The 23,959-nt window shown below is 61.3% G+C and carries 14 protein-coding genes and 7 tRNA genes; 5 read left to right on the top strand and 16 right to left on the bottom strand.

Features of this window, described 5'->3' with window-relative positions:
* Window positions 1-300: 300 nt before the first annotated feature.
* The 10 genes from CKA38_RS06425 to CKA38_RS15700 form a co-directional block, all read right to left on the bottom strand.
* On the bottom strand, window positions 301-1,767 hold the full coding sequence (locus tag CKA38_RS06425; protein ID WP_161554773.1) for a TROVE domain-containing protein: 1,467 nt from the start codon (window positions 1,765-1,767) through the stop codon (window positions 301-303).
* A 352-nt stretch (window positions 1,768-2,119) separates the two neighbouring features.
* Window positions 2,120-2,269, bottom strand: a complete 150-nt coding sequence (locus CKA38_RS16340; protein WP_236919191.1) for a hypothetical protein — start codon at window positions 2,267-2,269, stop codon at window positions 2,120-2,122.
* A 214-nt stretch (window positions 2,270-2,483) separates the two neighbouring features.
* Window positions 2,484-2,559 (bottom strand) — tRNA-Arg (locus CKA38_RS06420).
* 463 nt (window positions 2,560-3,022) lie between these two features.
* A tRNA-Gln gene (locus tag CKA38_RS06415) sits at window positions 3,023-3,096 on the bottom strand.
* Between the two features lie 7 nt (window positions 3,097-3,103).
* A tRNA-Pro gene (locus tag CKA38_RS06410) sits at window positions 3,104-3,179 on the bottom strand.
* 106 nt (window positions 3,180-3,285) lie between these two features.
* Window positions 3,286-3,360, bottom strand: a tRNA-Asn gene (locus tag CKA38_RS06405).
* Between the two features lie 6 nt (window positions 3,361-3,366).
* A tRNA-Asp gene (locus CKA38_RS15355) sits at window positions 3,367-3,443 on the bottom strand.
* A gap of 4 nt (window positions 3,444-3,447) precedes the next feature.
* A tRNA-His gene (locus CKA38_RS15350) sits at window positions 3,448-3,523 on the bottom strand.
* Window positions 3,524-3,725: 202 nt separating this feature from the next.
* Window positions 3,726-3,803: transfer RNA gene (locus CKA38_RS06400), tRNA-Lys, on the bottom strand.
* 437 nt (window positions 3,804-4,240) lie between these two features.
* Window positions 4,241-4,387, bottom strand: a complete 147-nt coding sequence (locus CKA38_RS15700; RefSeq protein WP_161554772.1) for a hypothetical protein — start codon at window positions 4,385-4,387, stop codon at window positions 4,241-4,243.
* 171 nt (window positions 4,388-4,558) lie between these two features.
* Here CKA38_RS15700 and CKA38_RS06395 point away from each other — a divergent pair, with 171 nt between their 5' ends.
* Complete coding sequence (locus CKA38_RS06395) at window positions 4,559-5,488, top strand: LysR family transcriptional regulator (RefSeq protein ID WP_108824745.1); 930 nt, start codon at window positions 4,559-4,561, stop codon at window positions 5,486-5,488.
* A gap of 174 nt (window positions 5,489-5,662) precedes the next feature.
* Here the strand turns inward: CKA38_RS06395 and CKA38_RS06390 are convergent, their stop codons facing one another.
* Entirely contained in the window at window positions 5,663-9,484 is a 3,822-nt protein-coding gene (locus tag CKA38_RS06390; RefSeq protein WP_108824744.1) for an autotransporter-associated beta strand repeat-containing protein, read from the bottom strand.
* Window positions 9,485-9,867: 383 nt separating this feature from the next.
* On the opposite strand from CKA38_RS06390, the gene CKA38_RS06385 reads away from it, so the two are divergent.
* The gene (locus CKA38_RS06385) at window positions 9,868-10,575 is read left to right on the top strand and encodes a TonB family protein (protein WP_108824743.1); all 708 of its coding nucleotides are present in this window, start codon (window positions 9,868-9,870) and stop codon (window positions 10,573-10,575) included.
* On the opposite strand, the gene CKA38_RS06380 is transcribed toward CKA38_RS06385, so the two are convergent.
* Both CKA38_RS06380 and CKA38_RS06375 read right to left on the bottom strand, forming a co-directional pair.
* On the bottom strand, window positions 10,572-11,951 hold the full coding sequence (locus CKA38_RS06380; RefSeq protein ID WP_108824742.1) for an MATE family efflux transporter: 1,380 nt from the start codon (window positions 11,949-11,951) through the stop codon (window positions 10,572-10,574). The two genes, CKA38_RS06385 and CKA38_RS06380, sit on opposite strands and share 4 nt — an antisense overlap.
* A 93-nt stretch (window positions 11,952-12,044) precedes the next feature.
* A complete protein-coding gene (locus CKA38_RS06375; RefSeq protein WP_108824741.1) occupies window positions 12,045-12,941 on the bottom strand; it encodes a hypothetical protein in 897 nt (298 codons plus the stop codon).
* A gap of 147 nt (window positions 12,942-13,088) precedes the next feature.
* On the opposite strand from CKA38_RS06375, the gene CKA38_RS06370 reads away from it, so the two are divergent.
* Together CKA38_RS06370 and CKA38_RS06365 are read left to right on the top strand one after the other, a co-directional pair.
* Window positions 13,089-15,191 (top strand): ATP-dependent DNA helicase, encoded by a 2,103-nt coding sequence (locus CKA38_RS06370; protein ID WP_108824740.1) that lies wholly within the window; start codon window positions 13,089-13,091, stop codon window positions 15,189-15,191.
* 161 nt (window positions 15,192-15,352) lie between these two features.
* On the top strand, window positions 15,353-16,078 hold the full coding sequence (locus CKA38_RS06365) for a PP2C family protein-serine/threonine phosphatase (protein ID WP_108824739.1): 726 nt from the start codon (window positions 15,353-15,355) through the stop codon (window positions 16,076-16,078).
* Window positions 16,079-16,183: 105 nt separating this feature from the next.
* Here the strand turns inward: CKA38_RS06365 and CKA38_RS06360 are convergent, their stop codons facing one another.
* Both CKA38_RS06360 and CKA38_RS06355 read right to left on the bottom strand, forming a co-directional pair.
* Window positions 16,184-17,125: an alpha/beta hydrolase family protein gene (locus tag CKA38_RS06360; RefSeq protein WP_152032707.1), complete on the bottom strand. Its 942-nt coding sequence runs from the start codon at window positions 17,123-17,125 to the stop codon at window positions 16,184-16,186.
* 92 nt (window positions 17,126-17,217) lie between these two features.
* Window positions 17,218-20,874, bottom strand: coding sequence for an MFS transporter (locus CKA38_RS06355; protein ID WP_108824737.1), 3,657 nt, complete (start codon window positions 20,872-20,874; stop codon window positions 17,218-17,220).
* A 222-nt stretch (window positions 20,875-21,096) separates the two neighbouring features.
* Between CKA38_RS06355 and miaB the strand changes: the two genes are divergently transcribed.
* Complete coding sequence (miaB, locus tag CKA38_RS06350) at window positions 21,097-22,464, top strand: tRNA (N6-isopentenyl adenosine(37)-C2)-methylthiotransferase MiaB (RefSeq protein WP_108824736.1); 1,368 nt, start codon at window positions 21,097-21,099, stop codon at window positions 22,462-22,464.
* 7 nt (window positions 22,465-22,471) lie between these two features.
* Here miaB and CKA38_RS06345 read toward each other — a convergent pair whose 3' ends face one another.
* Entirely contained in the window at window positions 22,472-23,782 is a 1,311-nt protein-coding gene (locus CKA38_RS06345) for an FAD-dependent oxidoreductase (RefSeq protein WP_236919189.1), read from the bottom strand.
* Window positions 23,783-23,959 lie beyond the last annotated feature (177 nt).

Below are 23,959 nucleotides of genomic sequence, written 5' to 3'. Positions count from 1 at the left end.
TCTGCATGCTGGTGGTTGAATATTTTTAAGGAGGGCAGACTTGGCAGTCTGCGCTACGAAAAACGAATAAACGAAAAGAAAACGGGTGCTTCGCCCGTGGGTTGGAAAAGTTTGCGCGGCGCGGCACGGTGAATCATCCGTGCGCTCCAACTCTCATGGCAAAAAGTTGCTGCCATGCCGCGCAAACCTCGCGGGGCAAATCGCCCCGCGGTGAAATGTCGCTTTTGCGGTGTTTCATTTTCCAAACCCACGGGCGGAAGCCCGTGTGTCACGCTCATGCAACGCGTGAATTGTTGTCCGTCAGCCAAGCTCGACCGCCTCGACTTCGCGCACGAGGGCGCGCGGATCGTGGTCGAGTTTTTGCATGATCTCGAACACCCGGTCGCTCCAGCCCGCGAGGCAGTAAACACGCTCCCGCGGAAACTGGAGCGTGCCGTAGCCGTTCAGGTCGAAGCTGAAGATGCGCGGCGAGGCGTTGTGCGCGCGCTCATAGTCGGCAAGCGCCGCGAGGGGCGCGCCGCCACCGATCCAGCCTTGCATGTCGGAGAGCACGATCACGCGATCGTAGGCGCGGTTGGCGCACTGGAAGATCGCGTTGAAGTCCGTGCCGCCGGCGGCGAAGGGGATGCTTTTCGCGGCGGTGAGCGTGGTGTCGCGGCGGTTGAGCGCGTGATACTGCGCGTCGTCACTGAAGAGCATCAGGTCCGCGCCGCTCGCCTTGACCAACACGGCCGCGAAGAGCGAGCCGATGGCCTGCGGGTGTCCGGCCATCGAGCCCGAGCAGTCGAGCGCGACGAGGGTCGCGCCTTCGAAGCGCGGGACGTTGGCGAGCGAGTGATCGACGGCTTGGTTGAGCGCGTCCATCACGCGGTCGGTGCCGGCGAGGTTGCCTTTCCTGAGCGCGTCAAGCGCGGTCAGGAACTGGAACGGATACACGAGCGAGCGGCGCACGGCGGTTTCGTCCGCGAGCTGCCCGCAGAGTTCGCCGACGGCGTCGGGCGCGTGCTCGAGGATGTTTCGCGCGTTGCGGAGAAGCGCGAGGTAGCCGAGTTTGCGCTCGCGGACGAGCGAGCCCCAAGCGTCCGCTTTCGCGGCGGCGAGGGCTTCGGCGTTGTCGGGACTTTCCGCGGCCGCGGCGGCGCCGGCCTGCGTGAGGCGCGTCTCCCAGGTTGTCGCGGGAGCGAGCCGACCGCGCATGAGCGCGTTGATCGCGGGCGTGGCGGGCGGACGCACGAGGTTGACGGCGTCGACGAGTTTGAACGCGGCGTGATCGCGGCGGTATTTCGCGAGCTGATACTCGTCGAAACGGGCGAGCGCTGCGCCGAGCCCTTTTTTAAGGGAGTTGGGCAGCGGACGTCCGTGGGCGGCGAGATAGTAGCCGAGGATTTCGATCGCATCGTCGGGACGGCGCACGATTTTGTCGTGAAAGTTTTTGCTCCACGAGGCGCCTTTCACGTGCCTGGCGATCTCGCCGGCCACGAGGTGGCTGACGGAGCGCATGCCGTGCTGGTGGCGCGCGTAGAGCGCGGCTTTCGCGACAAAGAGCGGATCGGTCGCAACGAGCATCGCGATGAGTTCGCGGATGCGCGCCACGGTCTGAGGCTCGGTGCGATAAAACTCGTCCTGAAGGAACGAGGTGACGAGCGTCGAAACGAGTTCGAGCTTGGCGGGCTGCGCGTAGGCGGCGCCGCCGGCATGGTTGACGGTGTCCGGCGCGCGGATGAAAGTTTTGCGCGCAGCGGACAGGATTTTGCTGAATTTGGCCATAATGGTTGGCCTCCTTTCCTGGTTGTTTGGTTTGCCCGGTGCGCCGGGTTGCGTGTGGTAATGTAACATTGCAGGAGAACGGCGTTCGCGGAGATGCCTCGCGGCGTCCGAATGCCCTACCACTGGGCCAAGCGCTTTCGCGCTGGCGGATTTGAACCGCCGACTTTTCGGTTAAGAAGTAACCGCAAACTTACTGCCTGCAAAAAATTGAAAAATAAGAAATGAGGGAGAATGGGATGCGCGGAATTTGCCGATTAGAACGGCGACGCATGGGCGCTTTTCCGAAGTAACTGCGCGTTCACCACCCTCAAAGGAAAAGTGGAAAACGGTGCCGCCAAGATCGAGGGAGGATTCACGAGCGCGGTTGGATTTCGTGACGGGAAGTAACCGCGCCCTCACTGCCCTCGAAAGTGGATGCAACACCGTGCGGGGATTGCCCGCACAAAAGGATTTCGGGAGAATAATCGGCGAAGAGGCGCTCCCTGACGGAGTGCGCTGACATGTTGCATAGCAGGGCTTGGTTTAGGAGCCCTGCCGCGCCACACACCGCTCGGTTTCGATTTTAGCACTACGCGCAAAAGCCGGCGCATTACACGCCGGCTCATCGATCCCTCGGCCCGGGAGCATCTGGCCTTTGTCGTTGGTTGAAGTATCTTCACCTTCACTGCCCGAAAAGAGAATTCCGGAAGAACGGCGGCTGGAGTGATGAACTCTTGCGAGTTCGGCGGGGATTGAACCCGCAACACATCAATTAGGATTTGATTGCTCTACCATTGAGCTACGAAGTAACTCCAAGCCTCACTGTCCGGAAAATTGGAAATATATAATGATAAATATAAAGAGCCTTGGGGCAGGTTTCGGGTAATTGAAAAAATAAGCTAAACCCCAACGGGGTTTTATACATCAGCCCAGGGTTGGCGACACAGGAGCCTACCCTGGGTATCAAAGTTTTTAATACACAACCCTGCAAGGGTTGCACAAAGCATCGTGAGATTTCGATTGTGCGACCCTTACAGGGTCATGTTTATTTTTCTATATTAACCCAGGGTAGCTTTCGCGTTGCTGCAGCAACCCTGGGCTAAGCTATGGAAGCCCTTTGGGCTTCAAAACCAGCGCATATTAATAAAGACGGCTTAATGCCCCGCCGCTTGCCGCAGGGATAGCTGCAGCCCGCTGACACTGAAGCGAAGATCTTTTCTGCAATACTCCGTGCTCCTGACATGGGGTTGTCCATTCTCTTCACGAGAGACTGCACTGGCTGCGGCGGGAAGACTCGCACTTCCATTTCCGGATTCAAAGTCCGTGGTCCTGCTGTTAGACGACACCGCAAAAAAAATGGTCCGGACGGCAGGATTCGCACCCGCGGTCCCTCGCTTCCAATGCGAGCATGTTGACTACTACACCACGTCCGGAAAAATTGGTGCCGGCAAAGCGGAGGAAACTTTTGCTCCGATGCGATTACACACCGGGCCGGCTTTTCCCCTCGTCGCATCCAAACCTCCGATACGACTGAGAGACTGGCTGCCGGGGCAAGAGTCGCACTTGCATCCACCGCCTTAACAGGGCGTCGCATTACTATTATGCTACCCGGCAAAAAATTGGCGCGGTCGGCGGGTGCCGCCCCCGCTATCTTCTGCTCGACAGGCAGACGGCTCTGCTGGTTTGCCCTCGACCGCATACTGGTCAGGTGGGCGGGAATTGCACCCGCTTCTCCGGCGTCACAAGCCGGTGCCCCGCTACCCGGGCCGCGCACCTGAATAATATTAACTCAATATAATATTGTTTATGTTTAGGCAGAACGAAGCCTCCGGCTGAGCCGAAAAACGTTGCGATATTCAAACCGCGTCGGCTCAGCCGGAGGCTTCGCCCTACCTGGAAAAAATTAGACTGCGGCTCAGGTCGCTCGGCGGCGGAAGACTTCTCCGCTCTTGCCGCCCTCAATGACCGCAGGTGAAAATTGGTGGAGCCGGCGGGATTCGCACCCGCACCTTGCGAGTTAAAAGCCCGCTGTGCTATCTGTTAAACACTACAGCTCCTTGCGCGCGCTCCGCGCACTAATAAAGAATGAATGATGTCTAATGATAGACGGAAAAGGCCCGGACCCGGCGCCGTTTTGATGCCACTCCAGGTTGCTGATCCATATTATTCCACATTTCACAGCATACATTCTTCATTGGCGCGAAGCGCGTAAAAGAACACACACCCGCGTCCCTCTCGCGCGCATTGTTTGCATGCTAGCGGTTTGGACGACCGCGGGATTTTGCGCGGACGTTGGCTGATTGATCTGGGCTCAGCTGTGAAGCCACCTGTGGAATCTGAAAATTGACCAACGGGCATGGGTCTCCCGGCGGGTTCCGGAGTCGTCGCATGGTTTTCGTTTTTCGCGGCGTGGTTTTGGCGCGAAATAAAAAACCCGCTTCCGGATTTGGAAGCGGGCTCGCTGTTGGAATCACTACGTGTGTTCCGGGTGCGTCTAGGCACCGCTTCCTTGTGTGTTTATATTATGGACGAAATTGTTCATTGCGGACTTGAGACTTTGCACGTCGCGCGAATCCATGCCGGGGCGATACTGTTCCGAGGCCCGGATGCCGGGCTGCATGTGCGCGTGTGTGTGTGTCATGATGAGTTGGTTGTTTGAAAAGTTTTATTATTCACGGATCACACGGACGGTCCCTGCGGTGGTTAACCGCGCCTGTCCGCGCAATCCGCGTTCAATGGATTGGGGTAGGAGAATACACGAAATATTTTTTCCTTCCACTATAGTTGACGCATAATATATGACTGGATAATCATGTTTGAAAAATTGTTCGCAGAGAGGGGACTTTCGCTCGACCGGTTGCGCGTGCTTGTCGAGGTGCACGACGCGGGGAGCATCGCGCAGGCCGCCCCCGGCGACTTGATTCGCCAGAGCCAATACAGCCGCCAGTTGCGCGAGATATCGGAGTTCTTCGGCTGCGAAGTCGCGAGGCGACGGGGCAAGCTGCTCAAGCTCAGCCCGCAGGGCGCGCGACTCGCGGAACTGGCGCGGGCGCAGTTGCGCGCGTTGGAGGATTTTCGCTCGGAGTGCCGCGAGGAAAGCATCGATTACACAATCGCGGCGGGCGACAGCCTCATCCACTGGTTTGTGATTCCGAAGCTCGGCGCGCTGGTGTCGGAGTTTGGCGACAAGGCGCGATTCGTGACGGTGAACCTGCGCACAAACGAAATCGTGCAGCAGCTTTGCGACGGCCGCGTGGATTTCGGCGTGATCCGCAAGGATGCGCTGACCGACGGCCTGAAGTCCGCGTCACTCGGCACGCTCGCCTACGCGGGCGTGGTGCCGGCGGCGTTGTTCGGCGGCCCCGCGCGCGCGGCGAAACAGAAGATCGGCCTGGTCGACGTGCTCGGCGGCGCGCTGCCCCTCGCGGCGCAAATGGCGGACGGACAATTCACGCAGCGCCTGCGCGAAGTCGCCGCCAAAGTGGGCGTGGAAATGAAGCCGGCGCTGGTGTGCCAGAGTTTTCCGCAAACGCTCGCGGCGGTGCGCTCGGGCGGATTCGCGGCGGTGCTGCCGGCGATCGCGTTGCGCGACATGGAGCGCGGCAGTTTCGTCGAGGCAAACGCGCCGGAACTGGGAAAACTGAAACGCGACCTCGTGCTCGCATGGAACCCGCGCACCGAGCAAGTGCGCCCGAACGCGCGAAAGCTGGCGGACCGTTTGCGCGCGGCATTGAAACTCTAAAAATCATACTATTTACGACCAAGTTTATTCTTTAGGCGTCATCAATAGTAGGGTGGTTGGCTGACTAACGCCAACGCGCGAAACGCCGAAACCGCCGTGGTTGCCAGGATGCATAAACGAAAAAGGCGCCCGGCAAAACTGGCCGGGCGCCTTTTTTAGTTTATTAATATATAATCAGAACGGAGGCAGGATTGTATAGTCCTCGTCGGCCCTCATGCGCTTGACCTTGATGTAATCATCGGGGCCGATGACGATGGAGGATTTTTGGCCGAACAGGGCCCTCCAGACTCCCCTGCTGTCGAGGTAGTGCATGTAACCCGACGTGGTCTTGGAGCTCAGCGCGTAGACCTCGTCCGCGAGCAACGAAAACGGCGCGCCCGTCCAGCCGTTGTCCCGTGTCATCGCGAGCTCGTCCGAGCTCATCGCGCACGGAAAGCCGGTCGAGAACAATTGCAGGCCCCTGACGAGCGGCAGGTTGAACGGGTTCGTGCGAACGGAACCCGTTTGCACAAGACTGAGGCCGGGTGCGCGCGCGACAACCTTGACCACCGTGCCGGGGGCGATGATCGTGCCGGCTTTGTTGACGGCAGTTCTTCCGGGGTTCTTTTGCAGGGTCCAAACCGCGCCCGTGCTATCGGGATAATAACAAACCCAGCCCATCAACGGACCATGATAAACTTCCACGTGGCTGTAACCAAAGGCCGATGTGTTTTGGCTGCCGCCATTGCCGCCATGATAACAATCTCCGCGGCACAGCTGCCTGTGGGACAGGCTGCGGATGTTGTATTTGCCGCGATGCCTGTATGTTTTCTTGCAAACACACTTGTGCGCGGTCGCCGCAATGTCAGCGGAGTCCCTTTTGCCGGCATCCAAAAGCTGCCCGAGCTTGGCGAGCGTCATGTGCTCGCGCAGGATGCAGCGGGCTCCGGCGATGTCCGCGGGAAGCACGTTTTTCACGGTGCTGCATGAGGACGCGGAGAGGTCGAGCTTCGCGGACTGGCCCGCAACTTCCGCGACATCATAGCGATCACCGGCGCGCGGCCCGGTGACAACCTCAAGGTAGTAACTGGCGCCGCGCTCAAGCGCGGGAAGCGTTTCGTTGAAGGTGATCGTTTTGCTGGAACCGGCGGAAACGATGCCGGCCCAGACATCGTCGAGCAGCGGGAACGCGACCGTGGCGGTTCTGCCGTATGAAAAACCGCGATACATCGCGCCGACGGGGTCGGAGAGCATCGAGATGGGAATGGAGCGCGTGACCGTGCCCCTGAGCGAGGATGGCGCGGTGGCCTCGATGCGGAAGAACTGGCTGGCGCGTTGCGTGAGGGGCGAGGCGGAGCGGATGATGACGTAGTCGCTCAGCGCGTCGCGAGCGGTGACGGAGACCTCGACGGGATTGAGATCGGCGGCCTGCTTGAGATTGCTGTAAATGCGCACGGCCGACCGGACATCGCCAAGGGCGCGACGGCGCACGTAGCCGACCGCGGGATATTTGCTTTGGCCAACGATGACCGTGGTCGCGACGATGCCATGGCAATCAACCTTGGTCGGATCGAGCATGAGGATGAACTCGAGAAGATTCGGAATGCCGTCGCCATCGGGATCGGCCGTGGGCGCGCGATCGGCGACGGGGAGATTGAAACCGTTTATCCAAGCCGTGTAGGGGTTGGTCGACGGTTCCGGCTCGACATCGGAGGCGGTGGTGAGCTTGAGCGTGTTGCCATCGACAATGATCCGGCCCGTGATTCCGTCACCGAGTGTGAGCGTGGCGAAATCGGCGTTTGTGAGCGATGTGCCGGCAAAGTTGGCGATGACGTGGGTTTCGTTCCCGGCCCACGCGCCGCTTTTCACAGGGGCGACATTGAGCAGGCTGGCGCCGGCGCGCTCGATCACACCGGTCACGTTGAGGCGGTCGCCGCGGTCAATGTCCACCTTGAGCGTGCCGCCGGACTGCCATTCGAGGCTGGCGATGGTTTGCTCGCCGTTGGGGGCGAGAGCGCCGTCGCCGAGGACAATTTTGCCCGCGCTTCCCGCGCCGGCGAGAGCGAGCGTGGCGGCGCCTGTGACTTCAATTGTGGCGGCATGCGCAACGGTTCCGGCAATCGAAACCTCGCCGCCGCCGGTGACCTGAAGATTGCCGTTACCGGAAAGCCCCCGGCCAATGGCGAGCGTGTGACCGGCGGTGTTGATTATGGCGGCGGCACTGGTCTCGGACACGCCGGGATCGGCCAGCTTGACGAGGGAAAGTGCGCGGCTCGCGGCATCAACATCACCAGCAAGGGTGATTTCGGGCGCATTGGAATACCCCATGACGGTAATCGTGCCACCAGCCGCGCCGAGGGCGGCGTCGGAGGCGATGGCGAGCTCGCCCTCCTCAATCGTGGTGTTGCCGGTGTAAGTATTAACGCCGGAGAGGAGAAGCGTGCCATCGCCGGTTTTTGTGATTGCGCCGTTGCCCGCAATGCTGCCGGCAAAAGCGGTGGTGCCGTTGGAAATGACGACGGTGGTGCCGCCGTAATAGGTGTCGATGTTTTCGACAATACCGTTGGCAAGCGTGGCCGTGGCACCGTTGGCAAGCTCGAGCCTGGCGGACGTGGAGCCGGCGGTAAGGTTCCAGAGGGTGTTGTCGGCCGTGAGTGACATTGTGGTGTTCTCGGCGAGCTCGACGAGCGCGCTGTATGAGACGGCGTCGGCGGCACTGAGAACGATTCTGCCCGCAACCAGGGAAGTGGGGCCGTAATAGGCGTTGGCCGCGCTCAGTGTGAGCGTGGTGTCACCGATTTTTCGAAGGCCGCCTAGCACGCCGCCGTAACCGCCCGGATCGCCAAACGAGATGGTGCCGCTGATGACCATGTCGCGACTGTCGAGTCCGCCGAGGATGAGGGTGGAATCGCCAATATAAACGTTGCCGCTACCGGCCAGATGACCAATGGCAAAGGTATCGCCCAGGCCGCCCATGGTTTGAATATAAACATATCCCGGGAAAGAAGACATGGCTTCATTGACAATGCTCACCGAGGCCGCGGAAACAGGCATGTCGAAATAATAAAACTCAATCGTGCCGCCGTTGTTCTTGATGGTGGCCGAACCGGGCAGGGCATTGTCCCAAAATTGAAGACTGCCGTTGGGATTAATGTTAAAGGCGGAGCTTCCGGCGGAACTATTTTCCCCAAAGGACAGCGTGCACACGGATGACGCGTCGTCGGTGCCGAGATTTATCGTTCCGTTGAAAAGCGACTCGCCCAAAAAGTAGACGCTGCCATCGCGGGCGTTCACCAAGCCGTCCAGACGCGCCGCGTCCGAGTCATAATCGCCGACTTGCAGATAGGATTCGCCGATCAACGTGATTCCGCCCGGGTTGAGCGATGTGCCCGTAATCCAAAGTTCTGTGCTGTCGACCGTGGTTGCGCCGGTGTAGTTTTGAAAGCCGCCGAGGATGGTAGATGAATTGCTACCATAGTGCTCGACAGACAGCGCACCGCTACCGCCGATAGTTTGGTTGATGATGAGATTGCCGGCCAGCGCACCGCCATTCGCACCAAGTGTAATAGGTCGAGTCGGATCAATCGTGATGGAGTGGGTCGAGTAGAGTAGTCCACCGTCGAGCGTGATCGCGCCGCCAGCGGCACCGAGCGCTCCATCGGCGCGCGCGGAACCTTGATAAAATGAAATAATTCCTCCGCCAATCGTCAGTCCGCCGGCAAACGTGTTTTCCGCAGCCAGCCAGAGGTCGCCCGCCCCGGTTTTGAGCACGCCGCCCTCGCCGCTGATGGTGCCGGCCTGCGCCGCATGTCCGTTGTTCACACGCAGTTCCTCGACATTGCCCGCGGCACCGGTCGATACCGGGTCCGAACGGTAATCGTTGTCGTCATACTGTATCGCAGCCGAGAGCGGTGAGAAAAATCCCGCGGCAAACACGGCGGCAGCCGTGGCGAGGGATTTAATTGAACAATTACCAGGGCAACAGATGGAAGTGGTGCGGCTATGTTTAGTGTTCATCGTTTTGAGGACTGATTATGGGTTATTTTTTATGATTTATTTACGTTAATCCCGTGGAGACAGAATGATTCCTGCAAACTGCGTTTTGGGTTTAGGGTTTTGGTGGGGAGCGATATTATTTGGGGCAGTTCGCAAACAAGTCAAGCAATCACCTGATTGATAGATTGTTATGACTTTGCAATAAATGACGTTTATTGCATAATAATTTCAGGTGGGCATGCCATTTTCAAAATACCCCTAAAAGGAACACCGGCGCGGACGTAAAACTCTCAAAATTGATTCCCCCCACCCGACAGATAATCCCCCAACAAAAAGAGTGTGGCAATTATCGTTCCCTGCACTTGTCAAAACCCCGCCACTCCGCAAGGCTGCCAATCGTTGTCATGAAACTGCGCATCACTCCCCAGCGCGCGCGCCGGCTCAAAGCCTGCGGTTGCTCCATGTTGATCCATGCCGTGTGCATTGGCGTCGCGGTGGCCTTGTCAACAAACCTCTTCAGCCCCGCGCCCAAAACGAACGAAGTTATTATCACGCTCCAACCCGACGAGCCGGCAACGCCTCCCCTCGATTCCGCCGATGAAGCAAAACCCGCCAGCCTCGCCGGCAAACCCGAACCGCCGCCATTGCCGCAACCACATCACACCGTGCCCGCAAGCCCAAACCTTCAGCCTGCGGCGTCCGAAACATTTGCGCACTCCGCGCCATTGCTCTCCGAACTGCCATCATTCACTATTCCAGCCCCCGGCGAAACCTCCAAGGACGAAACAACCGCGGGCATCACGATGCCCCTGATCGGACACTCCTCCACCAAGGATGAGCATTCAGAAATCGACAGCTATTTTGCAATCTTCACGCAAACATTAAGAGACGCCTACGAAATCCCCGCCACCCTCGGCCCCAAGCGCGAACTCGCCGTGCGCATCCAATACGAAGTCGCCGCCGATGGCACCATCGGCGAAGTCACAATCCTCCGCACATCGGGCAGCACCGTGTTTGACGCCTCGGTTGTTGCCGCGTTCCGAGCCATGCGCACCGTGGGACCGCGCCCGGACAATCGCAGCAGTGTGCTCGTGGCTGATTTTCGAATTTAACCGCGCAGTTGCCCCGTCCGCGTCAATCGCGCAAATCGCAGCGAAAGCATCACCGCGGCGACCGTCAGCGCCGCCGCCAGCGCGATCCAGATGCCCACCGGCCCGCCGCCGCCGCGCACGCCGTAAAAATATCCCAGCGGCAGCGCGATCACCCAATACGCGACAAACGTGACCAGCGTGGGCACCTTCACATCGGTCAGCCCGCGCAGCATGCCCGCGCCCACGACTTGCACGCCGTCGAAAATCTGGAACACCGCCGCCACCACCAAAAATTGCGCCGCGAGCGCCGTCACGGCCGCGTCCTGCTTGAACCAGCCCGCGACCATCCAGCGCCCCAGAAAAATCGCCACGGCGGCCATCGACATCCAAAGCACGCACATCGCCATCGCGCTGAAACCCACCACGCGCAGACGCTCGCGCTCGCCCGCGCCCGCGCACTGGCCCACCCGGATCGACGCCGCCGTCGCCAAGCCCAGCACAAACATAAATGTGAACGCCGCGCAGTTCATCGCGATCTGGTGCGCCGCGATCGGATCGACGCTGTTGAACCAGCCCATCATCACCGCCGCCGCCGCGAACGCGACACTCTCAAACAGCAACTGCCCCGAGGTCGGCACGCCGATGCGCAGCATCGCGATGATCCGCGAGCCCTTTGCCCGGTAAAACCACCGCGCCGGCCACGCCTTGCGCTCAAGCTCGTCCCAATCGCCCGCCGTGGCCGCGCGCCTCAGCCACCAAAACAAGGCGACGGCCGCCGCCACGCGCGAAATCAACGTCGCCCAGCCCGCGCCCACAAGCCCCAGCTTCGGCGCGCCCAGGTTGCCGTAGATCAGCACCCAGTTCAGGAACACATTGAGCACCACGCACGAAAGCAAAATGACCATCGGCTCCCACGGCCGCCCCATCGCCTCGGAATATTGCCGCAGCACTTGAAAAATCATCACCGGAACGAGCGACACCGCCACGATGCGGAAATACGCCCCCGCCGCCGCCACGACCGCCTCCGGCTGGTCGAACAGGTGCAAATGAAAGCTCAACACAAACAACGCCGCCAGTTCGAGCGCGCAAAACACAACCGCGATCAGCAAACCGTGCCTCAGCAGCTCGCCGCACTCGCGCGGATTGTTCTCGCCATGCGCGCGCGCCACCAGCACCGGCACCGACGCCAGCAGCCCGATCGCCGCGATGTAGAACATGTTGAAAATATTGCCCGCAAACGACGAGGCCGCGAACGAAACCTTGTCCCCGATGCGACCGATTATGTAGCTGTCGGTGATCCCCATCAGCACCTGCCCCACCTGGCCGGCAATGATCGGCACCGCGAGCAGCAACGTGCTGCGCGCCTCCGAAAAATACGATTGTGCCTTGGGTTCCATGCTTGGAACCGGCGAACCATGCAATCGCGCGCGCCCAATGCAATTATTAACTGAATGCCGAATCGCGTCGATGCGCGTCTCCGGCGCGCAATCTCAATCCTTCGGGTTGCACAAATCCTCATACGCCTGCGCATACGAGGCAATGGCCAGGGGCACCAGCAGATACACGCCGATAAAAAATAGCAGCAATCCGAGGCACGAAATCAGTCCCACCAAAATCATCAACAACAGGAACCGCCAAAACTGCGCCCCAATCACGCGCCGGCTCACCTTCACCGCATCCTTCCAGTCGAGATTTTTGTCGATGATAAGCGGAAACACAAAAGTAAACACCACCGAAATGTAGAGTATCACGGCCATGCCCGCCAATCCGCCGGCCGCCGCCACTATCAATCCCGCCGGGGATTGCATAATCGCCCCGACCACAACAAAAGCATAGATCGGCAGCATGCACGCGAACACGATCCCAAAAATCGCCAGGTTGCCCACGATCAGCGGCGTGGTCATGCGCGACAATCCCACAAACACATCCGAAAGCTGCCTTTGCTGCCCGCGCATTTTTCCCAGGTAATAATAATAAATCCCCGCCATGCCCAACCCCGTGGCGATCACGGCGCCAAACGGTATCGCGCTCATCAACACCAGCGTCAGCAGCGTCACGCCAAGAATGGGTCCGAAATCCGATTTATAAAACGCCCACCCGCGCGAAATGCAGCCAATGACATCGAGCGGTTTCGCGCGCGCGACCAAGTCCGCCGCATACGCCTCGGCATCGATTGTGACCGGAGTTTTCCTGACCGAATCGGGCAGCGGCGGCGGTGTTTCGCTCTCCGCGAATTCCGGAAAGGCCGCCAGCGTTTGCCACTCGGGCGAATCCGCCCTCCGCGCCTTCGTCTGCAAAACCGCGCGGCCCTCGTTCAGCCACGCCTTAACCGTGGCCGCATCCACCGGCCCATACTCAACACCATCGCTGCCAAGGATAATAAACATGCGCCCGAATCTGAAAAAGCGGCGTGCTGTTGCAACCATTTTAAGACCGTCCGCCGCACCTCGTCACGCCCGTGGAAAAATTCTCGCGGAATAGTTTGCGCACCGCGCGCATCCGCGCACTCACTGTTTTCCCTTCACTCCGCCAACATGATCGGACTCTCCAACCCGCACTCGCCGGAGGACATGCCTCCGCCGCCCGAGCCGCCGCCTTCGCACGCGCCGCGGCTGGCCGCGCGCATCTTCGCCGAGGGCGGATGGCTCCAGTCCGGACACGATCTCGAGCACCGCCCGCAACAGGAAGCCATGGCGCGCGCCGTCGCCGCGGCCATGCGGGACGACGAGCCGCTCCTCTTCGAGGCCGGCACCGGCGTCGGCAAATCGCTCGCCTACCTCCTGCCCGGCATCATCCACGCCGTCGACCAGTCGCGCCAGCTCGTCGTTTCCACACACACCATCGCGCTTCAGGAACAGCTTGAGAAAAAGGACATCCCTCACTGCCGCGGCATCTTTTCCTCGCGCCCCGAGCTCAAAAAATACGCCGACTTCAAGAGCGCCGTCCTCGTCGGCAAATCCAACTACCTGTGCACCACGCGACTCGCCGCCGCCCTCAAGGACAAGCACGAGCTCTTCTCCACGCCCGAGCACGACGAACTCCGGCGCATCGCCGAATGGGCCGACACCTCGCGCGACGGACTCCGCCACGAACTCAACCCGCCGCCCTCGCCCGATGTCTGGGAAATGGTCAACGCCGATTCGTCCGCATGCGCGCGCAAATATTGCGATTGCGAAAAATGCTTCTACCAGCGCGCCCGCGCTCGCATCGCCAAGGCCAGCCTCATCATCGTCAACCACGCGCTCCTCTTCGCGCTCATCAACGCCGGCGGCGCGCGCGAAAAAGGCGGCGCGACACGCGGCATCCTTTTCCCCGACGACTTTGTCGTGCTCGACGAGGCGCACACCGTGCCCGGCGTCGCCACCGACCACTTCGGCATGCGCCTCTCCAGCTACGGCGTGGACCGCATGCTCAAATATCTCTACAACCCGAAAAACAAACGCGGCCTCCTCGTCAAACTCCGCGCCCCGCTCGAAACCCTCCAGCTCGTCAGCGACGCCATCGAGGCCGCGCACCAGTTTTTCTCGCACATCGCCGAGCGCGTCCTCGCCCAGCGCGCCATCGTCCGCGTGCGCGAGCCCGGCATCGCCGAGCCGTGGCTCAACCCTCCCCTCCAGGCGCTCATCAAGGCCGTGCGCGCCTACGCCGACAAATTCGATGACAACGGCGAGGCCGGTCGCGCCCGCGAGGAACTTTTGGAGCAATACCGCAAGCTCAACACCTGCCTCGCCACGCTACGCGACTTCCTGAAACTCTCCGACGACGAATCCGTTTACTGGGTCGAGCGCACGGGCCGCCGCCACACCATCGTCACCCTCCGCAACGCCCCCATCGACATCGCCCCCGCGCTCCGCGAGACGCTCCTCGAGCGCAACACCTCCGTGCTCTTCACCAGCGCCACGCTCGCCATGGGCGGCGCCATCGAGCCCTTCCAGCAACGCATCGGCGCGACCGGCGTGCGCTGGGCAGTCGAAAAATCGCCCTTCGACTTCGAGCGCCACATGCGCGTCTTCGCCGCGACCGACATCCCCCTTCCCTCGCCCAAGGACGCGCGGCTCGCGCTCGACGCGCTCATCGACTACCTGCGTCACTGCACGTTGCGCGTCCCCGGCGGCTCGCTCGTGCTCTTCACCAGCTACGCCGACATGCGCGCCGCCGCGCAGGCGCTCGCCCGCGATTTCGCCGACTATGCGCGCCCCTTCCTCATGCAAGGCGACGGACGCTCGCGCACCGAGCTCGCGCGTCTCATGCGCGAGGCGGGCAACGCCATCCTCTTCGGCACCGACTCGTTCTGGACGGGCATCGACGTGCCCGGCCCCGCGCTCTCGCAAGTCGTCATCACGCGCCTGCCCTTCGAGGTGCCCACGCACCCCGTGCTCGAGGCGCGCGCCGAATGGATCCGCAACCGCGGCGGCAACCCCTTCAACGAACTCACGCTGCCCGACGCGCTGATAAAATTTCGCCAGGGCGCGGGCCGCCTCATCCGCACCGCCGCCGACCGCGGCGTCGTCACCCTGCTCGACTCGCGCCTCCACGCCAAAACCTACGGACGCCTCTTTCTCGAATGCCTGCCCCAGCGCCGCATCACGCGCATGACGCGCGAAAATCGCGACGACGTGTTCCTCCCGTTCGAGTGATTTTGCCCATTCGCCTTCACCGGCACAAGTCAAGTGGTCCGAACTTTGCCAAGTTTAGCCGGCGTCCAAAACCACGCGTTTTCGCCCGCACAAAGGAACAATAAAAAATCATCATTTACTCGGAGCGGAATCCCTTCACAGTTTTTGCATATTACCTACATATGCAAATCCGCAGCGCAGCATCCACTGATATCGGAAAAGTCCGGCGCGCAAACGAAGACCGCTTCGTTTGCGACGACTCGCTGCTGCTTTACGGCGTAGCGGATGGCATAGGCGGACTGCCCGGCGGCGCGGAAGCCGCCCAGATGGCCGTCACCACCTTGCGCAAGGAGATCGCCGCCATGCCCGACGGCCCCATACCCGACCTCGTGCCCGTCACGCGTCGCGTCAACCAAGCGGTTTGTTCGCTGGCCGAAAAAATCAGCCCGATCGGCATGGGCACCACGCTCACCTACGCGGTTTTGCGCGAAAATCAATTCTGCCTCGCGCACGTTGGCGATTCCCGCTGCTACCGGATACGCGACGGCAAACTCACCCCGCTCACGATGGATCACACCGTCGAAAACGACGCGCGCCGCCGCGCCGCCGCCGGATACGCGGTTTACAACGAGGCGCAGCGAAAATCGCTCACCCGTTGCATAGGCCAGCAAGGGCATCCGGAGGTCGACACGCTCCAGCTTCCCCTTCAGGCAAACGACCGCTATTTTTTCTGCAGCGACGGCATCGACAAGGCCATCAACGAACTTGAGCTCGCCGTCATGCTGACAAAGGACGACGCGCCCGCCGACATCCTCGCCCGCCTCATCGCCACCGCCAACGACCGCGGCGGCCGCGACAACGCCACCGGCGTGCTCGTATATGTGGACGCGCCACGGCGCCAGGCATAAGCTGTTTCGGTAGGGCGGTCTCGCCGAGGCCGCCGCGGATTGGTTGTCGATTTCCGTCACTTCCGGCGCACACGGCACGCGCGCCCCACCGTCAACGCACGGGATCTATTTCGCTTTTGCCGCAGCGGCTTTGTCGGCGGCCATGTCGGCGGCAAAGAGTTCCACGGCGGCAACGGACATCAACTTGTTGCTGTGACCGGCGCCGGGGACGGTTTGCCTTTTCCAATTAAACGGAATGTCGCTTTTTTTCGCGGCGTTTTGGCAGAAGTCGAAAAAGTAGTTTCCACGCGCGAAACGGTTGTCGCCCTGCTCGTAGGCCTGGGGGGCGCGCGGAAGGCTGGAATGGTTGGGATCGTTGTCCTTCTCGCCGAGCAGAACCACCATCGGCACAGCCAGGTATTGGCGAAGCGAATCCTTGGGAAGGTTCGTGTCCTTGATGCCGTAGGGCCATTCCTTCGTGAAATCAGGCATGGTGTAGAAACCGGCATTGGCGCTGACGGCGAGCTGCACGCGGGCCTCGGGCAGCAGCAGCAGCAGGCGATGGACAAATTGCGCGCCGGCACTGTGCCCGTAGAGGTAGTATTTTCGGACATCGGTTTTTTCGCGGCGGGTTTTGAAATCATCAAAGATTCTTTCAATGATTGTGTAGCTCCACTTCGACTTCGGACTGACCCGCTTGTCGGGCAGCATGTAGTTGCCGAGATTATAGGCCTCGCTGCCGGGGAAGTCCTTCTTGGAAAACTCGGGCACCAGAAGCATGAAGTTTTTTGCCTGCGCGTGGCGCGCCCACGAATCGCGATAACTTTTCCCGTTGCGCCCCATCCCGTGCATGATGATCACAACCGGAGTCCGCGCGTCGAAATCCGCCGGCTTGTAATACCACACGGTGAGCGTCTTGCCGGTTTCGCGGTCCTCGTGCCGATATTCGCCCGGCCCCGTTTCCAATGCAAAGGCGGTTGCGGCGTTGAAACAAATCACAACGGCAACCAGCGCCATAATACGAAGGCGGAACGTGCGACCGCCGGGGGAGGTGTGAGGTTTTTTCATGAAGGGGGAGATTTCCAAGATGCGGCCAATTCAATAAAGCGGTGACGAGCTTTTTCGGTTTATTATTTCACACGGGGAAGGCGGTTCGGCGGTTATTGCGCGGCACTCGCCTCCGCCGGTTCGCGCAGCTCTTTTTCAAGCGTCAGGTAGTCCGGTTTGCCGGAGCCGAGCACGGGCACGTCGCGCTCAATCAGCACGCGCGGCACTTGCAACTCGTCCAGCCCCTTTTCCTTCGCCTTGGCGAGAAGCTCGGAGCGTTGCGGGTTTTTCTGGTCCGTCACGAGCACGATCTCCTCGCCTTTCTGCGGATGGTTGCGCGAGATCGCCGCGTGCAGCGCCTCCGGCCAGGTCGCCGAGGCGAGCTCCTCGACCGCCGCGAGCGACACCATTTCGCCGGCGATTTTTGCAAAGCGTTTTGCGCGGCCGATGATCGTGACGTAACCTTCGTCGTCCACGTCCACGATGTCTCCCGTGTCATACCAGCCGCCGGGCGGCGGCACGAGCACGCCGGGATTTTCCACAAGCAGATAACCGAGCATCACGTTCGGTCCGCGCACCCAGAGGCGACCGCCGTGCTCGATGCCGGGCACGGGATCGAGCCGCCATTCCAGGCCGGGCAGGAACATGCCCACGGAGCCGGGGCGGTTATACATGGGCGTGTTCAGGCAAATGCCGGGCGACGCCTCGGTCGAGCCGTAGGCCTCGAAAATGCGCGCGCCAAATTGCTCCGAGTAAAACTGCCGCACCTCGGCCTTCAGCTTTTCCGCGCCGCTCACGATGTAGCGCACGGAGAACAGGTCGTAGGGATGCGCGCGGCGCGCGTAGCCGGCGAGAAATGTGTTCGTGCCGAAAATGAGCGTCGCGTTTGTCTGGTAGATCATTTCCGGAATGATGCCGTAGTGCAGCGGCGTCGGATACATGAACGTGGGCGTTCCGTTCAGGATCGGCGCGACCACGCCGCCCGTCAGCCCGAACGCGTGAAAGATCGGCAGGGCGCTGAAAAAGCGGTCGGAGCTTGTGATGTCCACGCCGGCGAGCAACTGCTGGTAATTCGAAATCAGGTTGCGATGCGAAAGCACGACGCCCTTCGGCGTGCCCGACGAGCCCGAGGTGAACAGGATGACGGCGGGCTTGTCCGCGAGCACGGATTCGTCGTAGCGCGAAAACCGCTCGATCGTCTTCACCAGCCGCGAGCGCGCGTTCGCGAGCATGTCGTAAAGCCGCTGGCGTCGCGCCGCCGCGCCGCTCAGCGCGGGGGCGTCTGCGGCGCCGCTTGACGCAACGGGCGGCACCGGCATCGGCGGCGTGGTCCTGCCGGTCTGGTAAACATTTCCCGAATGGTTGCGCGCAAACAATTCCTCCGCCGCGCGGCGCTCGCGGCTCGTGGCCACCCAGCGCGCGGCGCGCAGGTAAAACGGCAGTCGCAGGTAGTCGCCGAAATTGCGCTTCGCCGCGTCCTCGAGGTAGCGCACTTCGACGCCGCACTCGAGCATCGCGTCAACCAGGTGCTGCAGTTTTCCAACCTCGATGAATTTGCGCGCGGTCCACACCACGCGAATCCGCGCGCACTCGCACGCCGCCTTGATGCTCGCCGGGCCCGCCGAGTAGTTGAGCATCGCGCACACGCGCCCCATCGACTGCACGCCGAAAAACGCGCACACCGCCGCGGAGCTGGTCGCGATCAAGAGGCCGATCGGGTCGCCCGCCTTCGTGCCGGCGCACATTTTCCGGCCGAGAAACAAACTCGCCGCGAGCAGCTTCCGGTAGCTGATCGGCCTGAAATTCGTGTCGTCGAGAATCGGCACCTTGTGCCCGTGGCGCAGCGCCGCCTCGATCACGCTGCGGAAGAGCGTGCGCCCGCAATCCGCCGTCGCGACGTTGATCTGCACGAGGATGTCGTAGAGCTCGCGCGCCATGTGCGCGCGACCGTCGCGGCCGTGAAGCCCCTCGGGCGGGTGAAATTTGCGCGGCGGCAAAATGCTGATGGTGATCTTCGGGAACCAACGGCGGCGGAACTTTCCGCGCATGCGCGAGAAGATCGTGTGCATCGCGCCGTCGATCTGCACGGGGATCAAGTCCGCGTTGGCCTTGTCCGCGATCAATCCCGGCCCCTCGTAAACCTTCATGATTCCGCCCGTCACCGTGAGCCGCCCTTCGGGGAAAATCGCGATCGGCACGCCCGTGCGCGCGAGCGCGGTGAGCGCCTTGATCGCCATCGGTTTCGTGGGATCGACCGGGTAAACATTCACCAGTCGTAAAAACGGTTTCAGCCACCAGCGCGCCGCCCAGTCGGGGCTGATCGCAAACGTCGGCCGCACCGGAAGGAACGCCGTCAGCAGCACCGAGTCGAGAAACGACGTGTGGTTGGCGATGATCACGCGCCGCTTGCCCGCCTCGTCGAAATGCTCCATTCCGCGCACCTCGACCTTGAACCACACCTTGAGCAGCCAGCGCAAAAACGTGTGCAGCACCGCCTCCGGCACCAGCGCGATGATGTAGATCGCGATCACGGCGTTGATGATCGCCAGCAGCATGATCAGCATCGTCGGGGTCGCGCCCAGTTCAAACAGCACGGCGCACACCACCGCCACCACGGCCATGAAAAGCGCGTTGATCACGTTGTTCGCCGCGATGATGCGCGAGCGATACGCGGGCGGCGACCACAGCTGCATCAGCGCATACAACGGCACGCTGAATATGCCGCCGCAAATCGCCACGCCCAGCAAATCCACGCAAAGCCAAAGGCCCGTGAACGAGAAAAACGTAAACGTCTCCGTCACATACCGGTCGCCGATTCCCGCGGTCAGCAGCGCCGCGTGCACCATGAAAACCGAGATCGCCAGCCCCGCCAGCGGCACGTAGGTCGCGGACGGCTTTCCGCCGAGCAGGCGGTTGCAAAACATCGACCCCGCGCCCACGCCCACGGCGAAGATAATCAGCATCGCCGTCACCGTGTGGTTGTCCGAGTGCAACTGCGTCTTCACAAACGGCAGCGTGAGGTTGATCCAGAACGCGCCGATGAGCCAGAACCACGAGATGCCCAGGATCGCCAAAAAAATCCGCCGCCGACGCGACGTGAAAACGATCAGGTCGCGCGTTGCCGTGAGAATGTTGCGGTTGATTTTCAGGTCGGGCGTTTCCGAGGGCGCCTGAGGCACAAAATGGCTCGCCCCCCAGCCCACCAGCGCGCAGACGACCAGCCCGGCGCTCACGATATACGCGCCGCCCTTCACCATGATCAGCACGCCGCCGAGAAGCGTCCCGCCGATGATGGCGACATACGTGGCCGCCTCAAAAATCGCGTTGCCGCCCACCAGCTCGCTCTCCCGCAAATGGTGCGGCAGCAAACTGTATTTGAGCGGTCCGAAAAAAGTCGATTGCACCGCCAGCAGAAAAATCGTCGCAAACAGCATCCACGCCACGCCCATGATCAGCGCCGCCGAGCCGAAGGCCACGATCACGATTTCACACAGCTTGTTGATGCGCACCAGCCGCGACTTCTCGAGTTTGTCCGACAACTGCCCCGCGAACGCCGAGAACAAAAAATACGGCAGCGCGAACAACGCCGCGATGATCTGCGTGACCACGGCGACATTCCAGTCGTGCGTCACCGCGAAGTGAAACGTGGCGAGAATGGCAAAGGCGTTCTTGAAAAAATTGTCGTTAAACGCCCCGAAAAATTGCACGACAAAAAGCGGCAAAAAACGGCGGGTGCGAAATAGGTTCAGGCTGCTCGAGGGCTGTGACATGCGAAAGTGTGAGATATGAAGTGCTGGCAAAGCGGAGAGTCACGCCCGAAAAACCAGCCGATGCAAGGCTGCGCAACAGTTGGAAAAACACAAAGCGTGGATTGATGCGGCGGCAAAATAGCGCGACAAACGCGCAAATAACCGCGCTTTCCCGTTTGACGAACACGGCCCCTTGCGTCTGTTCATTCACCCTCAATTCGCGCATAACAGCGCGCAAAAAAGATGAACCGGGTTTACATCAAGACATACGGATGCCAGATGAACGAGCGCGACAGCGAGGCGGTCGCGGCGATGTTGCGCGCCCGGGGCTACCGCATCGTGCGGAGCGAGGACGAGTGCGACATCATGCTGCTGAACACGTGCAGCGTGCGCGACGCCGCCGAGCAGAAAGCCATCGGCAAGGCGTCCTACATGCGGGGCCGCAAGCGCCGCAATCCCGACTTCGTCCTCGGCATCCTCGGCTGCATGGCGCAGAACCGCGGCGCCGCGCTGCTCGACAAACTGCCCGACGTCGACCTGGTCATCGGCACGCAAAAGTTTCACCAGGTGCCCGGTTATCTCGACAACATCCGCGCCGCGCGCGAAGCGGGCCTGCCCGTCGGCGAAACCATCGTGGACATTGCCGAGGAGGCCGGCTCCCAGAACACGATCAAGGATCACCGCGTGTTTGACTCGGACGAAGCCGGCGAAAAACAAGTGAGCGCGTTCGTCTCGATCCAGCAGGGCTGCAACATGGATTGCGCGTTTTGCATCGTGCCAAAAACGCGCGGCGACGAACGCTCGCGCCCGATGGACGACATCGTGGAGGAATGCCGGCGGCTTGCGGAGCGCGGCGTGCGCGAGATCACACTGCTCGGCCAGATTGTGACGAGCTACGGGCGGCGCGATTACACGCACACCGGCGGCATTTCGCCCTTCGTGCAACTGCTCGAGCGCGTGCACGCCGTCGACGGCATCGAGCGCATCCGCTTCACCTCGCCGCATCCGCGCGGGTTCAAGCAGGACCTGGTCGACGCCTTCGCGCCGGGCCGCATGCCGAAACTTTGCGAGCAAGTGCACCTGCCCATGCAATCGGGCAGCGAGCGCATCCTCAAGGCGATGAACCGGCCTTACTCACCCGCGCGCTACAAGGAAATCGTCGATTCACTGCGCGCGGCGAACCCCGATATTTATTTTTCGACCGACGTGATCGTCGGCTTCCCCGGCGAAACGGACGAGGATTTCGAGCAAACGCGCGAGCTCTTCGAGGCATGCAATTATGACATGGCCTATGTATTCAAATATTCGATACGCACGGGCACGCCCGCCGCCGCGCTCGCCGACCAGGTTCCCGACGAGGTGAAGGAGCATCGCAACCAAATCCTGCTCGACATCCTGCACCGCAATTCCCTCCGCCGAAACGAGTCGCTTGTCGGCACCGTGCAGGAGGTGCTCGTCGAGGGGCGCGACAAGACCGGTCTCCACTTCACCGGCCGCACGCGCGGCAACCGCGTCGCGATATTCGACACACAGCCGCACCGCGTCGGGCAGCTCGTGCCGTTCCGCATCGAGCGCGCCACGGTGAGCTCGCTCTACGGCCACCTCGCCTGAGCGCGGCTCAGGGAACAATCGCGCCGTGCTGTTCGAGCAACGCGCGAACCTCCCCGAAGGGAACGTCAATCGGCTGGCATTTTTTCCTCGCGGCCAGAACCGCGATTGCGCCGGCGGCCTGCCCCATCGCCATGCACGGGGCCTGGACTCGGAAGCCGGAATTGGCCAGCCGGTCGCTGCCGACCGAGCGGCCCGCGACGAGAATGTTTTTTCCGCCCTTCGGTATCAACGCGCGCCGTGGAATTGTCGGCACGGTTCCCTCGCTTAGCTGCTCGGGGCGCACGCCAGTTTTTGTGTGCAAGTCAACCGGGTAAAACGCGTTGCACACCGCGTCGGGGAATTTTCGCCCGGAGCGGTAGTCATCGACGGTCACGTTGTATTCCGCGTCGATTCTCCAGCTTTCGCGGATGGACACCTCCGGCTGCAAATGCGTGAGCTTTGCCTTCTCCGGCGTCTTTTCCTTGATCGCGCGCAGGCGTTTCAAAACGGAACTCCGCGCCTGCTGGTTGTCGCGTGTTCGCGTGAGCGCCGACGAAGAGTCCGCGCCATGGACATAAATCGCGCGGGTTTTGTCGCGCCCGGGAATGAAGCCGCTCCCCGTCTTGTATAAAATCGAGCCCGGCTGGGTTTCATTTTCACGGAGCCGCGCCAATCCGGCCATGCCCGCAATGTCGGCGCCGCCGGTGGCGTCGACGAGCTGGCGCGCGCGAATTGTGCGGCAAACACCCGGCCCGGCGGTGGCGACAATCCAGCCGTCCGGCTCCGCGCGGATGCCCGCGGGAAACTCGTAATAACAAAGCTCCGCGCCCGCGCCCAGCACCGCCTCCTCCGCGAGAAGCGCGTATAAATGTTGATTGATCCTGATCTGGTGCTGCCAGTGTTTGCGGCCCTCGTAGGGCACCGTGAAATCCGGGATGGGATCGCCGTCAAACTCGGCCGCCTTTTTAACAAGCTCCCAGCCAAACCCTCCGATGATCTGCTTGCCCCATGCGTGAAAGATGCCCGGCCAGGCCACGCCGCCGAGCGTCATGGTTCCGCCAAGCATGGACGAGCGCTCGACAAGCAATGTCTTCGCCCCGGCGCGCGCCGCCTGAATGGCCGCAACATGCCCCGCCGTGCCGCCGCCGACAACCAGGACATCGACCTCGTTTTCCAGAAACTGCGTGCTGGCCGATTGGCGCTCAAGCGCCCCGGGCAACGCGTTTTTTCCGGACACGCTTTTTGCGCCAAACGCAATGCTCGCCCACGCAACCGCGCCGGCGCCAAGGCCGGTTTGCAAAAAAGTTCGCCTTGAAAGATTATTAACAGAGTCAGTCATGGTGATGATGGGGGTTGTTCGTTTCTTTATCGCGTTGGGGACAATAGGCGGCGACCAGTGGCTGTCCATCCATCATCTGAATTTTTGCGAAACACGCCTCAAGACAAGCGCGTGGCCGGCCAGTTGACAGTCCACTAAAAACATTCGGCGACAATGCGCATCAATTGCGCAGTCTTT

Origin of the sequence: Ereboglobus luteus (genome assembly GCF_003096195.1) — a bacterium.
Classification (GTDB): domain Bacteria; phylum Verrucomicrobiota; class Verrucomicrobiia; order Opitutales; family Opitutaceae; genus Ereboglobus; species Ereboglobus luteus.
The sequence above is the reverse complement of the archived record's forward strand: the minus strand, read 5'-3'. Positions and strand labels throughout refer to the sequence as shown.